The following is a 13,205-nucleotide window of genomic DNA, read 5'->3' as shown; positions in this document are numbered from 1 at the left end:
CCCGAGGGAGAAGCGGAATCGTGGCAACGTCTCGCCTGCTTCCGCGTTCCATCACCGGTAGCCTATCCGCCGAAATACGCCGGATGATCGATGTCTGCGAGCAGCCCGGGCTGTTCCGGCTCCCAGCCCAACAATGCGCGGGTGTTCGCGCTCGACGTCGGCACGTCGAGGCCGGCGAACATTCCGAACCAGCCGAAGTGCTGCGCTGCTTCGTCCGGCGAGAGCGAGATGGCCGGCACGTTCAATCGACGGCCGATCAGCTCGGCGATCTCCTTGAAGACGACGCCCTGTTCGGCGACGGCGAGGAACGGCCCGCCAGCAGCTCCGCGCTCGATTGCCAGGCGATAGACCCGGGCGGCATCGCGCCTGTGCACCGCCGGCCAGCGGTTCTGGCCTTCACCGATATAGGCGGACATGCCCGTGCGCCGGGCGGTCTCGATCAGGATCGGCACGAAGCCATGGTCGCCATGGCCGTGCACGGAGGGCGGCAGCCGGACGGTGGAGGCGCGCAGCCCACGCGCCGCAAGCGATACGGCGGTGATTTCCGAGGCGCGGGGATAGGTCTCGGTGGTCGGCATCGGCGGGTCGTTCTCGGTGGCGATACGGCCGGATGCATGGCCGAGGCCTGCGGTCACCAGCAGCGGCCGGTCGGAGCCCTGGAGGGCTTCGCCGATCGCCTCGATGGCGTGCCGGTCGAGCGCGCAGTTTTCGGCAAAGTTCGAGAAATCGTGGTTGAAGCCGGTGTGGATCACGCCGTCGGTTTCGGCCGCGCCGCACTTCAGGCTTTCCAGATCTTCCAGCGTGCCACGATGGATCGCAGCGCCGGCGGCCGCCAGTTCTTTGGCGCCTTTTTCCGAGCGGGTGAGGCCGAGTACCTGATGGCCGGCGGCGATCAGTTCGTTGACGACGGCCGAGCCGACCCAGCCTGTGGCTCCGGTGACGAATATGCGCATGTCGATATCTCCTGGTAGGCTGGAGACAGGTATCGGCGAGAGCGCTATCATGGTAAAGTAGTGACCTTATCATGGTATAATGGCTAACAGGATGAGCGAATTCGTTACCTCCGAAAACCGGCTGGGTTCCTATCTCAGGGGCCTTCGCGCCAAGCTCGATCCGGCCGCCTTCGGTTTCGCGGGGGAGAGACGGCGCACGCCGGGCCTGCGCCGTGAAGAGGTGGCGAGCCGCGCCAATATCAGCCCCACCTGGTATACCTGGCTGGAGCAGGGCCGCGGCGGCGCGCCCTCCGCCGACGTGCTCGACCGGATTTCGCGCGCCTTGATGCTGACCGATGTCGAGCGTGAGCATCTCTTCCTCATCGGCCTTGGTCGGCCGCCGGAGGTACGCTATCGCAGGCAGGAAGGCGTGACGCCGCGCCTGCAGGGCGTGCTCGATGCGCTGGACCCGAGCCCGGCGCTGATCCGCAACGCCATCTGGGACGTTGTCGCCTGGAACCGCGCGGCGACCGTGCTGCTCACCGATTACGGCGCGCTGCCGCCGGAAGAGCGCAACGTGCTGCGCTTTATCTTCCTCGACCCGCGCGTGCGCGCCGCCCAATATGATTGGGAAAGTGTGGCCCGCCTCGTCGTCGCCGCCTTCCGGGTGGATGCGGCGCGTGCGGGGGCTGCGGAGCAAGTCGAGCCGCTGGTCGACGAACTCTGCCGCAAGAGCCCGGAATTCTTGGCCATGTGGCGCGACAACGACGTGCGCACCCACGGCGAGGGCGCCAAGCACATCAAACACCCGGTGCTGGGGCTGCTTTCCTTCGAATATTCGGCGTTTCAAGTCGACGGCCGGCCCGACCTCAGCATGGTGGTGTATAATCCCGCGACGGCGGAGGATGCAGAGAAGATCAGGCAGGTGCTGGGGTGACATGCGTCAGGATCATACCTACGCTTCGAATAAGCACAGAGCGTGCCATGCCGAGAGCGCCCGTTGAAGACGATGAGCGCATGAGCCTGCGGATTGCCGCATCAGCCAATGCCAAGCTGCTGCTGGCGGCGAAAACCCTGAAGTTGACCGATCTCCGCTTGGTTCGCGACGACGGATATGGTGAAGATCAGGGGTCTGGTGGAGGAAGTGAGGCGAGGGGACGCGTGAAAGAATCCCCGCCTGCCTTATCGCTTCGTCGCCAAACTCGCCTCCTGGCCCTCCGCTTCCCATGCCGAGATGCATAACACAATAAAGCTGTGAAAGCCTAAAATACTACTTTCACTAGAAAATCATTTGACCCACGCCGCGTAGGCTGCTTTCCTTCCGGCTGACCGGCGAAATGGATCTTGAAGGAGATATCCATGACAGTGTCTGCACCCACAGCGATCGACGATTACCTCAGCGTCTCCGAAAGCGACGCAATCTCAGGCAATCTGCTGGCTAATGACGTGGCCGGCGCCAGCGGCCACATGGCGCTCAGCTTCTTCGACGGCGAGCGGATTGTCGCCAAGCAGAGCGGGCAGGTCACCGATATCGCCGGCGAGTACGGCATGTTTCACGTCAAGGCCGACGGTTCCTATACCTATACGCTGAACGAGGCGGCCAAGCTGGATTTCCGGGACGGGATGACGCTGCGCGAGACGATCGGCTACAAGATGTCCGATGGCGCCGGCAATACCGATGTCGGCCATTTCACGCTCGACATTCATGGCGTGACCAGCCCGCCGGTCGCGGTCGACGATGGCTTCACCTTCCGCGAAGGCAGCGCGATGGAAGGCAACGTGCTTGCCAACGACCTCGACGGGGAGGCGGGCCATCTCTTTCTGCGCTCGGTCGACGGCGCCAGCGTCAGCACCGATCGCAGCACCGAGGTCTCCGGCGAGTTCGGTACCTTCCACTTCGCAGCCGACGGAAGCTTCACCTATGATCTCGACCCGGCCGTGAAAGCAGGGCTCAACGACGGCGCGCATGTCACGGAGACGCTTGAATATTACAAGGTCTCCGACGGCACCGGACACACGGATGCCGGCGTGATCTCACTGACGGTGAACGGCGTCACGGATGGCAAGTCGGTCAAGACGGATCATGTCGAGGCGCAGGCGGAGGCGGTGCGGCCTTTCCTCGACCATTACGAACTCCAAGGGGTTGCGATCGATCCGCTGACGGGCAGGTATTACGTCAGCTCCGGCCATGGTTTCCCCGACGATTCCATGGTTTACATCTACGACAACGCCTCCGCATTCGAGGCCGACAACGCCAGCGGCGCCATCTCTCTTGGCGACTATGACCTTGGCCAATATGATATCGGCGGAACCTATTTTACGGTCCGCGGCGGCGCAATCATCGGAAGAACCAACGAGGCGAGGGGGGAAGAGGATCCTTTCCCGGATCAGACCTATCTCGCAAAGTGGGATGCCGCAGACGGATCGCTCGATCAGAAGGGCGACCCGATCCCTGGCCTTATCGGCAAGAATGGAGCGGGTACGTTCGACTGGGACGGCTTCACTGCGGTCAACACGATGCAGGATTCGACCGGCATTTACGTCGTCGGCCGGATCGATGATTCCACCTGGCAGGTCTCCAAGATCGACCCCGACACGCTGAACCCGATCGAATCCAAGACCTTCGCGGCGGGCGCACTCGGCTACGGCTTTGCCGTCGACGGCACGTTCTTCTTCGGCGATTCGTCCGGCAGCGAGCACATGAGCACGGCATTCGATTTCAAGACCGGCATCAAGACGGCAATCGATGTCAACATCGCCATACCAGGAGACGACTCCACCACCAACGTGTCCTATGACGCGGCGGCGGATGCCATCTACATCACCAACTCCATGACCGACGAAATCTCCGTGGTGCACAACATCTCGGAGATATTGTTCGCCCGATAGCCTTGGCCCCCGAACGGTGACGTCGCCCTATCGCGTACTTTATGCGATGGAGCGACGTTTGTCCGGCCGGAGCCGCGAGCAAGCCAGGATACTGCGGGCGTGTTATTGCAACGTGCGCGTCTGGACTTGTTCGGCCGTGTGATTGGGCGCCGATAGCGGGGGAGCGCTAGCTTCCAGGCCGGTCGCCACGACGGAAACGCGGAACCTGCCGTCCAGGCTGCGGTCGAAGATCGCGCCGACGACGATATCGGCGTCGTCCTGCACTTCGTCGCGAATACGGCTTGCCGCCTCGTCGACTTCGAACAGCGTCATATCCGAACCGCCGGAGATCGAGATCAGCACGCCCCTGGCTCCCTTCATGGAAATATCGTCGAGCAGCGGGTTGGCGATTGCCGCTTCCGCCGCCTTCATCGCCCGGCTTTCGCCGGCGGCTTCGCCGGTGCCCATCATAGCGCGGCCCATGCCTTGCATGACCGACTTCACATCGGCGAAATCGAGGTTGATCAGGCCTTCCTTGACGATGAGATCGGTGATGCAGCCGACGCCGGCAAAGAGCACGCGGTCGGCTGTCATGAAGGCATCGGCGAAGGTGGTTTTCGCGTCCGCGATGCGGAAGAGGTTCTGATTGGGAATGACGATGACAGTATCGGCGGCCTGACGAAGCGCCTCGATGCCGACTTCGGCCGTCCGCATGCGGCGATTGCCCTCGAACGTGAAGGGCTTGGTGACGACGCCAACCGTCAGGATGCCAGCCGCGCGTGCGGCGCGCGCGATGACCGGGGCCGCGCCGGTGCCCGTACCGCCGCCCATGCCGGCGGTGACGAAACACATATGCGAGCCAGCCAGGTGATCCATGATCTCGTCGATCGACTCCTCGGCGGCTGCGTGACCGACCTCAGGCAGCGAACCGGCACCCAAGCCTTCCGTCACATTCGCCCCGAGCTGAATCCGGCGCGACGCCTTTGAGGTGGCGAGAACCTGGGCGTCCGTGTTTGCGGCGACGAATTCGACACCCGCCAGCTTTTCCGCAATCATGTTATTGATGGCGTTGCCGCCGCCCCCGCCGACGCCGATAACCGTAATATGCGGCCGTAATCCCGAAATGCCGCTCTTGGCGTCCGTCATCGCACTCTCCTTTGATGCAATCTTGCGCCCGCGCCTCGTCGCGGACAGCGAATCGACGATGAGGATAAACGCGCAACAAGGCGGAGGCGAGGCGAAAGAAGTCCGGGGCGGCGACACACCTGTGATTGTTGCCGTCGGGATCGCTGCCACATCCTCTGCGGATTTCGCTCACAGCGGAAGAGTGTGTGAACCAAAGGCCAGCCGCGGTGTTTATAGGCATGCCCACGGCTCCGAAAGGATCGATCCCATGCAAAGACTTTTGCTATCAAGCCTTGCTCTTGCCGCACTCGCCGGCACCGCCTTCGCACAACAACCGCCAGCCCCGTCATCTGCTGGAACTCCGCCGGCAGCGGCTGAGCCCAGCGCGCCGCCGCCACCGCCTCCGGCTGCTCCCGGCGACGACGAGCGGATGATGGGCGAACCGGATGGACGGTCGAGAGATCGCCCCGATTACCGATGGCATGGTTCGAGGGGCGACATGGGTTTCCGTGGTTTCCGGGGGCATCGAATGCCGCCACCGTCCAAGGCTGCGCATTTCCAGATCGAGGACGGAAACACCCGGATTGATCTGAGATGCGCAGAGGACGAGCCGATGAAAGCTTGTGCCGACCTGCTGCTGGAGGTCATGGACCGCTTGCAGGGCCAGAACTAGTCTTTTTATGACGCGGTTGCGACCGGCGAGGGCCGCCGATCGGCGACGCTCGAACCGGAGGCAGCGAACTTTGAGCCGCGGTTCAAATAGATTGACCGCGCACGGTTCACGTCAGTTTTGATTGGCGGTGCTTTTTTGCTGTCGGGTGGGCAGCCGCCGTGCCGTCATTCGGCGACGTGCTAGCCGACATCAAGCGGGTCCTGCGGCACTGTCGTTTTGAGGCGGGAGCCGAGCCCGGGCCTAGCCGGCGCCATGCGACGGATAACTCTTCTTGCGCTCGGCAATACACTCGTGAGATCGTGCTAATATACATGTGATCTGATTGATGCGGACGGGGCGGGGCTTCGATGACAGCCGTGAAGGTCAATGAGCTCATATCGGTGGCAGGTCAGCCGGAGCCCGCGGATTTTGCCGATTTCGCGGCGCGTGGCTTTGCCGGCGTCATCAATGCCCGGCCGGATGGCGAAGATCCCGGCCAGCCGGGCAATGCGGCGGAAAAGGCGGCCGCGGCGGCCGCCGGCCTTTCCTACAGCTTCGTGCCGGTGAAGGGCGCCGAGATCACCGAGGCCGATATTATCGCCTTCCGGGCGGCGATGGCGGATGCCAAGGGGCCTGTGCTTGCGCATTGCAAGAGCGGTGCGCGGGCGCTGACCCTTTATGCGCTCGCCGAGGCGCTCGACGGGCGGATGAGTGCGGGGGAAATTGAAGCGTTGGGCAAGGAGTACGGCTTCGATCTTTCCAATGCGCTCCGCTTTCTGAAGATGTGGGCAGGGCAGGCGCCTCAGGTGAAGGCCTTCTTCCATGCTGGCACATCAAGCGTGCAATATGTCGTGACCGATCCGGCGACGAAGCGCTGCGTTATCATCGACCCGGTGCTCGATTTCGACGAGACTTCGGGGGCAACGGGTACGGCAAGCGCCGATGCCATTCTCGCTTATATCGCGGCCGAGCACCTGGCGCTCGAATGGATCCTCGACACCCATCCGCATGCCGATCATTTTTCCGCCGCCCATTACCTGAAGGGCAGGACCGGCGCGCCGACGGCGATCGGCGCCCATGTCACCGAGGTGCAGGCTCTCTGGAAGGAGATCTACAACTGGCAAGCCCTTGCCGCCGATGGCTCGCAATGGGACCGGCTGTTTGCCGACGGTGACACGTTTGCGATCGGCGCGCTGGAGGCCCGGGTGATGTTTTCGCCCGGCCATACGCTTGCTTCCGTGACCTATCTGATCGGCGACGCCGCCTTCGTGCACGACACGGTGTTCACGCCTGATTCCGGCACGGCGCGCACGGATTTTCCGGGCGGCAGCGCGGCTGCTCTGTGGCGTTCGATCCAGGCGATCCTGTCGCTGCCCGGCGATACCCGCCTCTTTTCCGGCCACGACTACCAGCCGAACGGCCGCCACCCGCGCTGGGAGAGCACGGTCGCTGCCCAGAAACGCGACAATCCCCACATATCAGGCAAGGACGAGGCGGGCTACGTCGCACTCAGGCAGGCGCGCGACCGCACACTGCCGAAGCCGAAGCTGATGCTGCATGCGCTGCAGGTGAATATTCGGGCGGGCAGGTTGCCGGAGCCGGAGGAGAACGGCAGACGGTATTTGAAGATCCCGTTGGATGCGTTGTAGGAACGCAAGGAGCGCGTTGTGCGTGTCCTTCGAGGCTCCGCCTCCGGACTGCGCACTTCAGCATGACCCTTCGAGACCCCTGCGGGTCATCTCATCAGCATCAGGGACGTTGGTGGATCCCGCGCCCAAGATGATCTTGGTGGACACGACGGCTTCGCTGGTTTTTTTCAGCAATTTCGCTATCATTTTTATCAGGCGCTTGCGCGCATCCGAAGGGAGTTCTGCGATGCTCGAACGAAATCAGCTTCCCCTGCGCCCTGCCGCACCGGGTTTTGCCGCCGCCTGGGTCGCTGTCATTGCCGGAGCCAGCGTCGCTCTTAGCCTCGTTTTTGCCTGCGTCACGCCGTTCGTGGCGCTGACGGCGGTCTCGGCAGTCGTTCTTCCCCGGCGAATGGCGCTGATGGCGGTGCTGCTGGCCTGGCTTGCCAACCAGACGGTGGGATATCTCGTCCTCGGCTATCCCGAGACCTTCGGCAGTTTTGCCTGGGGACTGGCGATCGGTGTTGCTGCATTTGCATCGCTTGCGGCAGCGCTCGGGGTGCTTCGCCTTGCGGCGGGCCTTGCCGTCACCATGACCGGCGCCTTCCTCGCAGGCTTCGTTGCCTATGAGGGCATGCTTTTTGCCGCGACGGCGGTGCTTCCGTCAGGCGACGCGGCGTTTTCGGCAGCCGTTGTCGCCGAGGTTCTGTTGATCAATACTCTGGCCGCGATCGGACTCATCTGCCTTCATGCCGGCGCGGCGGCCAGCCGCGCGTTTGTCGCGGCACAGCCGGCACCGGTGCTGCGTTAGGTTTTCCTCTCCACACTTGTCGTCGATCCAAGACTACCACGCGCCTTCCGGCAACGGGCCGGCGTCCTTCGGAATGCGCAAAGACGGGTTGAGATCGTGGCCGGCAACGGCTATCTGGTTCGGACCCGCAAGCGGACCTGCCGCGAACGACAAGGCGCACAATTTCCATGATCCCCGATTTCCTCGTCACCCATTCCGGTGGCTTCCATGCCGACGAACTGCTGTCGAGCGTTATCCTGACGCGGCTTTTCCCGCAGGCGCGCCTGATCCGCAGCCGGGCGCCCGAGTGGATCACGCCAGGGCAGGACCGGATCATCTATGATGTCGGCGGCGTTTATGACGCTGATGCCGGCATATTCGATCATCACCAGCGCGGCGCGCCGCTGCGCGACGATGGCCAACCCTACAGCTCCTTCGGCCTGATCTGGAAACATTACGGCCGCGAGTATCTCGCCGCTTGCGGCCTTCCCGCAGACCATCTCGAAGCCATGCATAGCTCTTTCGATGCGAGCTTCGTGCTGCCGATCGATCTGACCGACAATGGTGCGCTCAGCCCCTCCGGGCCGTTGGCGAACTTGACGCTGCCGGCGCTGCTCGAGACCCTGAAACCGGTTTTCGACGAAGCGGAGCCCGAGGCTGACGATCGCGCTTTCGGCGCGGCTCTTGCCATCGCCCGCAGTTTCGTCGAGGCGAGGATCGCCCAGAGTGGTGCAAAATTGCGGGCCGAGGCGATCGTGCGTCAGGCAATCGACACTGCCGGGCAAGGGCGTGTTCTGGAACTGCCGAGGGGGATGCCCTTCCGTCCGGCCATCATCAAGGCCGGTGCCGATCACCTGCTGTTCGTCGTCCATCCGCGCGAAAAGGATTGGTGCGTAACCGGCATCCGCCGCGCCGACGAGGGATTCGCGCTGAGGGCCGACCTGCCTAAGGCCTGGGCCGGTCTTGCCAATGGAGAGCTGGAGGAGGTTTGCGGCGTAGAGGGCGCGAGCTTCTGCCACAACGGCCGCTTCATCGCCGCCGCCGCGACCCGGGAAGCGGCCCTTGCCATGGCCGAATTGGCGGTGCAGGAGGCGGTTTCGATCGGCGTATAGGCCAATAGGCTTGGGATCGACGCGATATCAGACTGCGCTCAGATGCTTCGAATTGTGAGACCGATTGACTTGCTCCGGCGAAGGACTAATCTTTAAGGCATGACAACCACCACTCAAACGCGAATGATGCGGAGGGTGCGAGTGGCTGGCGACCTTGAGGAGGATAAGGTTTGCCGTGGACTTATCGTGTTGTTCTGCTGATCGCCACATCCGTCACTGCCCTTTCCCCTGGTCCCGCCGGGGCGCAGGAGGGGGACGCGACGGCTGGCGCCACCGTTTTCAAGAAATGCGCGACCTGTCACGTCGCCGATTCCGATACGAACAAAGTCGGTCCGTCGTTGAACAAGCTGTTCGGCCGTAAAGCCGGAACGCATCCCAACTTTGCCTATTCCAGCGCGATGAAGGAAGCCGGCGAGGGCGGTCTCGTGTGGGACGAGGCAACGTTGCGGGACTATCTGCACAATCCGAAAGCCAAGGTGAAGGGCACGAAGATGGCCTTCGTCGGGGTGAAGGACGATCAGGAGATCACCGATCTCATTGCCTATCTCAAGCAATATTCGCAGTGACGGGCAATACCCCAAATGACGGGTCGCGGCCGGTGGCGGATGGCTAAATTGCCGTAATTGCAGATATTTTCTATCTGTGCGATAATAAACGCGGACTTTTTATGGAATGCGGTTTCACGGTCAACCTGCTCGGGGAGGAGCGGAAATGGCTGTCGTGCTGATCCTCGTCCTGATTGTCGTCGGCTCCGTGTTGTTTCATGTGCTGAGCCCGTGGTGGTGGACGCCGATCGCGTCCAACTGGACCTATATCGACAGCACCCTCGTCATCACATTCTGGATCACCGGCATCGTCTTCGTGGCGGTGATTTTGTTCATGGCCTATTGCGTCTACCGCTTCCGCCACAAGCCCGGCAACACCGCGCATTACGAGCCTGAAAACCGCAGGTTGGAGGTGCTGCTCGCCTCGGGAACGGCGGTCGGCGTCGCCGCCATGCTGGCGCCCGGCCTTATCGTCTGGAACCAGTTCATATCGGTGCCGGCCGATGCTGCATCGGTCGAGGTCGTCAGCCAGCAATGGCTGTGGAGCTTCCGCCTGCCGGGGGCGGACGGAAAACTCGGCCGCGCCGAGACGCGCGACGTCACGCCCGAGAACCCGCTCGGCCTCGACAAGAACGACGCAAGCGGCCTCGACGACGTGATCGTCGAGGGCGGCGAGCTGCATCTCCCAATCGGGAAGCCGGTGCATATCCTCCTGCGTTCGATCGATGTTCTTCACGATTTCTACGTGCCGGAATTCCGCGCCAAGATGGACATGATCCCTGGCATGGTCACCTATTTCTGGTTGACACCGACGCGGACTGGCACCTTCGAGATCCTCTGCGCCGAACTCTGCGGCGTCGGGCATCCGCAAATGCGCGGCACCGTCGTGGTCGACAACGACGCGGACTACCAGACCTGGCTCGGGCAGCAGCAGACATTCACCCAGCTGACGGCGTCATCGGGAGCGCCGCCGCCGGCAAACTGACGCGGCGACGTGGTTGCAGGGCCGGTTCAGGGAACCGGGGGAAGACGGCCGGAGGCCGCATCGGGAAAGGGAAGAGAGATCATGGTCGAGATTCCATCCGGCAGCATCCCCTCCGCCGAAGTCGAGGATGTCGAGCTTTATCATCCCCACAGCTGGTGGACAAAATATGTATTCAGCCAGGACGCCAAGATCATCGCCGTGCAATATTCGATCACCGCGATCTCGATCGGCCTGGTGGCGCTGGTGCTTTCCTGGCTGATGCGGATCCAACTGGCGTTTCCAGGTTATTTCGCCTTCATCGATGCCGATCACTATTACCAGTTCATCACCATGCACGGCATGATCATGGTGATCTATCTCCTGACGGCGCTCTTCCTCGGCGGCTTCGGCAATTACCTCATTCCGCTGATGGTCGGCGCGCGCGACATGGTATTTCCCTACGCCAACATGCTGAGCTACTGGATCTATCTGCTCGCGGTGCTGATCCTCGCCGCAGGCTTTTTCGCCCCGGGCGGACCGACGGGAGCCGGCTGGACGCTTTATCCGCCGCAATCCGTTCTTTCGGGCACGCCGGGCGGCAAGGATTGGGGCATCCTGCTGATGCTTATCTCGCTGATCGTCTTCATCATCGGCTTTACCATGGGCGGGCTGAATTATGTGGTGACGGTGCTGCAGGGGCGAGCACGCGGCATGACGCTGATGCGGATGCCGCTCACCGTCTGGGGCATCTTCACCGCGACGGTGATGGCGCTGCTTGCCTTTCCGGCACTCTTCGTCGCCTGCGTCATGATGCTCTTCGACCGCGTGCTCGGCACCAGCTTCTTCATGCCCGCCATCGTCGAGATGGGTACGCAACTGCAGCACGGCGGCGGCAGTCCGATCCTGTTCCAGCACCTGTTCTGGTTCTTCGGGCATCCGGAAGTCTATATTGTCGCGCTGCCGGCTTTCGGCATAGTCTCGGATCTGATCAGCACGCATGCGCGCAAGAACATCTTCGGCTACCGGATGATGGTCTGGGCGATCGTCATCATCGGGGGCTTGAGCTTCGTCGTCTGGGCGCACCACATGTATGTCAGCGGCATGCACCCGGCCTTCGGCTTCTTCTTTGCCACCACGACGCTGATCATTGCCATTCCGACGGCGATCAAGGTCTACAACTGGGTGCTGACGCTCTGGCGCGGCGACATCCACCTGACGCTGCCGATGCTGTTTGCGCTCGCCTTCATCGTCACCTTCGTCAACGGCGGGCTGACGGGCCTCTTCCTCGGCAATGTCGTCGTCGACGTGCCGCTGTCGGATACGATGTTCGTCGTCGCGCATTTTCACATGGTCATGGGGGTTGCGCCGATCCTCGTCATCTTCGGGGCGATCTATCACTGGTATCCGAAGGTGACCGGGCGCATGCTGGACGAGACGCTGGGCCAGATCCACTTCTGGATCACCTTCCTCGGCACCTATGCGATCTTCTTTCCAATGCATTATCTCGGTCTGCTCGGCGTGCCGCGCCGTTACTTCGAGATGGGAGAGACCGCCTTCGTTCCGCCTTCGGCCCATACGCTGAACGTCTTCATCACTCTCATGGCGCTCGTCGTCGGCGCCGGCCAGATGGTTTTTCTGTTCAATCTGGTCTGGAGCCTTTTCCGGGGCAGGGAGGCGGGCGGCAATCCATGGCGGGCGACCACGCTCGAATGGCAGACGCCGCAGACGCCGCCCGCGCATGGCAACTGGGGCAGGGATCTGCCGGTTGTCTACCGCTGGGCCTATGATTACAGCGTGCCGGGGGCGGCCGAGGATTTCATTCCGCAGAATGTTCCGGCAAGCGATGGCGCCACCCGGGAGGTTCCGGCATGAGCATCACGCTGATTTTCCTGGCAGCCATCGCCGCCATCATCGTCTGGTGGCTGGCCGGGCAGCGGCTGGCCTCCAAGCCGTGGCTCGAAACGGGATCGGTTCAGCTGCCGGCCCATGACGGGGCCGACCGGCCGCCGGTACCGGCAGTGAAGATCGGCCTCTTCGTGTTTCTCGGCGTTGTCGGCGCGCTCTTCAGCCTTGCCGTCAGCGCCTACTTCATGCGTGCAGCGTCGACGGACTGGTGGGGGATGCCGGTTCCGCGCCTCCTCTGGGTGAATACCGCGGCGCTTGCGCTCAGCAGTGCTTCGCTGCAATGGGCGAAACGTGAGGCGGGGCATGGCCGCATGGAGGCCCTGCGGCCGGCGCTTGTCGCCGCGCTTGCTCTTGCAGTCTTCTTTCTCGCGGGGCAGATCCAGGCCTGGCGGGAGCTGACGGCGGCCGGCTACGTGCTGGCCGACAATCCCGCCAACAGCTTCTTCTATATGCTCACCGGCCTGCATGGCCTGCATATTCTCGGCGGCCTTGCCGTCCTCGCGCACACGACGGTCAGGGCATTCTCAACGGAGGTCGCATCGGACAGGCTGCGCCTCAGCGTCGATCTTTCCGCCATCTATTCGCATTTCATGCTCGCCGTCTGGCTCCTGCTCTTCGCGCTCTTCGCCGGCTGGGCGAACGACTTCGTCGATCTCTGCCGCACACTACTGAACTAAGGGGTTT

At 62.7% G+C, this 13,205-nt stretch carries 12 protein-coding genes; 10 read left to right on the top strand and 2 right to left on the bottom strand.

Annotated elements, in window-relative coordinates; all coding sequences use genetic code 11:
- Positions 1 to 62 precede the first annotated feature (62 nt).
- Positions 63 to 953 carry an SDR family oxidoreductase gene (locus J2J99_RS14005; RefSeq protein ID WP_168300768.1) on the bottom strand — a complete coding sequence of 297 codons (891 nt, stop codon included), beginning with the start codon at positions 951 to 953 and terminating at the stop codon, positions 63 to 65.
- Between the two features lie 91 nt (positions 954 to 1,044).
- Here J2J99_RS14005 and J2J99_RS14000 point away from each other — a divergent pair, with 91 nt between their 5' ends.
- A complete protein-coding gene (locus J2J99_RS14000) occupies positions 1,045 to 1,869 on the top strand; it encodes a helix-turn-helix transcriptional regulator (protein ID WP_168300769.1) in 825 nt (274 codons plus the stop codon).
- Between the two features lie 422 nt (positions 1,870 to 2,291).
- Complete coding sequence (locus J2J99_RS13995) at positions 2,292 to 3,821, top strand: Ig-like domain-containing protein (RefSeq protein ID WP_168300770.1); 1,530 nt, start codon at positions 2,292 to 2,294, stop codon at positions 3,819 to 3,821.
- Between the two features lie 102 nt (positions 3,822 to 3,923).
- Here J2J99_RS13995 and ftsZ read toward each other — a convergent pair whose 3' ends face one another.
- Positions 3,924 to 4,946: a cell division protein FtsZ gene (ftsZ, locus tag J2J99_RS13990; RefSeq protein ID WP_168300771.1), complete on the bottom strand. Its 1,023-nt coding sequence runs from the start codon at positions 4,944 to 4,946 to the stop codon at positions 3,924 to 3,926.
- A 247-nt stretch (positions 4,947 to 5,193) separates the two neighbouring features.
- On the opposite strand from ftsZ, the gene J2J99_RS13985 reads away from it, so the two are divergent.
- The 8 genes from J2J99_RS13985 (at position 5,194) to J2J99_RS13950 (ending at position 13,198) form a co-directional block, all read left to right on the top strand.
- A complete protein-coding gene (locus J2J99_RS13985) occupies positions 5,194 to 5,598 on the top strand; it encodes a hypothetical protein (protein ID WP_168300772.1) in 405 nt (134 codons plus the stop codon).
- Between the two features lie 347 nt (positions 5,599 to 5,945).
- Positions 5,946 to 7,226 (top strand): bifunctional sulfur transferase/dioxygenase Blh, encoded by a 1,281-nt coding sequence (blh, locus tag J2J99_RS13980; protein ID WP_168300773.1) that lies wholly within the window; start codon positions 5,946 to 5,948, stop codon positions 7,224 to 7,226.
- Positions 7,227 to 7,452: 226 nt separating this feature from the next.
- Positions 7,453 to 8,016, top strand: a complete 564-nt coding sequence (locus J2J99_RS13975) for a hypothetical protein (RefSeq protein ID WP_168300774.1) — start codon at positions 7,453 to 7,455, stop codon at positions 8,014 to 8,016.
- 167 nt (positions 8,017 to 8,183) lie between these two features.
- A complete protein-coding gene (locus tag J2J99_RS13970) occupies positions 8,184 to 9,107 on the top strand; it encodes an MYG1 family protein (RefSeq protein ID WP_168300775.1) in 924 nt (307 codons plus the stop codon).
- Between the two features lie 170 nt (positions 9,108 to 9,277).
- The gene (locus J2J99_RS13965; protein WP_168300776.1) at positions 9,278 to 9,673 is read left to right on the top strand and encodes a c-type cytochrome; all 396 of its coding nucleotides are present in this window, start codon (positions 9,278 to 9,280) and stop codon (positions 9,671 to 9,673) included.
- Between the two features lie 145 nt (positions 9,674 to 9,818).
- The gene (locus J2J99_RS13960) at positions 9,819 to 10,637 is read left to right on the top strand and encodes a cytochrome c oxidase subunit II (RefSeq protein ID WP_168300777.1); all 819 of its coding nucleotides are present in this window, start codon (positions 9,819 to 9,821) and stop codon (positions 10,635 to 10,637) included.
- Between the two features lie 81 nt (positions 10,638 to 10,718).
- Positions 10,719 to 12,488 (top strand): cytochrome c oxidase subunit I, encoded by a 1,770-nt coding sequence (gene ctaD / locus J2J99_RS13955; RefSeq protein WP_168300778.1) that lies wholly within the window; start codon positions 10,719 to 10,721, stop codon positions 12,486 to 12,488.
- On the top strand, positions 12,485 to 13,198 hold the full coding sequence (locus tag J2J99_RS13950; protein ID WP_168300779.1) for a cytochrome c oxidase subunit 3: 714 nt from the start codon (positions 12,485 to 12,487) through the stop codon (positions 13,196 to 13,198). The genes ctaD and J2J99_RS13950 overlap by 4 nt, the downstream gene beginning before the upstream one ends.
- Positions 13,199 to 13,205 lie beyond the last annotated feature (7 nt).

Source organism: Rhizobium binae (genome assembly GCF_017357225.1).
GTDB lineage: Bacteria > Pseudomonadota > Alphaproteobacteria > Rhizobiales > Rhizobiaceae > Rhizobium > Rhizobium binae.
This window is presented reverse-complemented; position numbering and strand designations above follow the sequence as displayed.

Excerpts from the sequence above, each read along its gene's own strand:
- J2J99_RS14005 (WP_168300768.1), bottom strand. The coding sequence starts at position 953 with ATGCGCATATTCGTCACCGGAGCCACAGGCTGGGTCGGCTCGGCCGTC.
- J2J99_RS14000 (WP_168300769.1), top strand. The coding sequence starts at position 1,045 with ATGAGCGAATTCGTTACCTCCGAAAACCGGCTGGGTTCCTATCTCAGG.
- J2J99_RS13995 (WP_168300770.1), top strand. The coding sequence starts at position 2,292 with ATGACAGTGTCTGCACCCACAGCGATCGACGATTACCTCAGCGTCTCC.
- ftsZ (WP_168300771.1), bottom strand. The coding sequence starts at position 4,946 with ATGACGGACGCCAAGAGCGGCATTTCGGGATTACGGCCGCATATTACG.
- J2J99_RS13985 (WP_168300772.1), top strand. The coding sequence starts at position 5,194 with ATGCAAAGACTTTTGCTATCAAGCCTTGCTCTTGCCGCACTCGCCGGC.
- blh (WP_168300773.1), top strand. The coding sequence starts at position 5,946 with ATGACAGCCGTGAAGGTCAATGAGCTCATATCGGTGGCAGGTCAGCCG.
- J2J99_RS13975 (WP_168300774.1), top strand. The coding sequence starts at position 7,453 with ATGCTCGAACGAAATCAGCTTCCCCTGCGCCCTGCCGCACCGGGTTTT.
- J2J99_RS13970 (WP_168300775.1), top strand. The coding sequence starts at position 8,184 with ATGATCCCCGATTTCCTCGTCACCCATTCCGGTGGCTTCCATGCCGAC.
- J2J99_RS13960 (WP_168300777.1), top strand. The coding sequence starts at position 9,819 with ATGGCTGTCGTGCTGATCCTCGTCCTGATTGTCGTCGGCTCCGTGTTG.
- ctaD (WP_168300778.1), top strand. The coding sequence starts at position 10,719 with ATGGTCGAGATTCCATCCGGCAGCATCCCCTCCGCCGAAGTCGAGGAT.
- J2J99_RS13950 (WP_168300779.1), top strand. The coding sequence starts at position 12,485 with ATGAGCATCACGCTGATTTTCCTGGCAGCCATCGCCGCCATCATCGTC.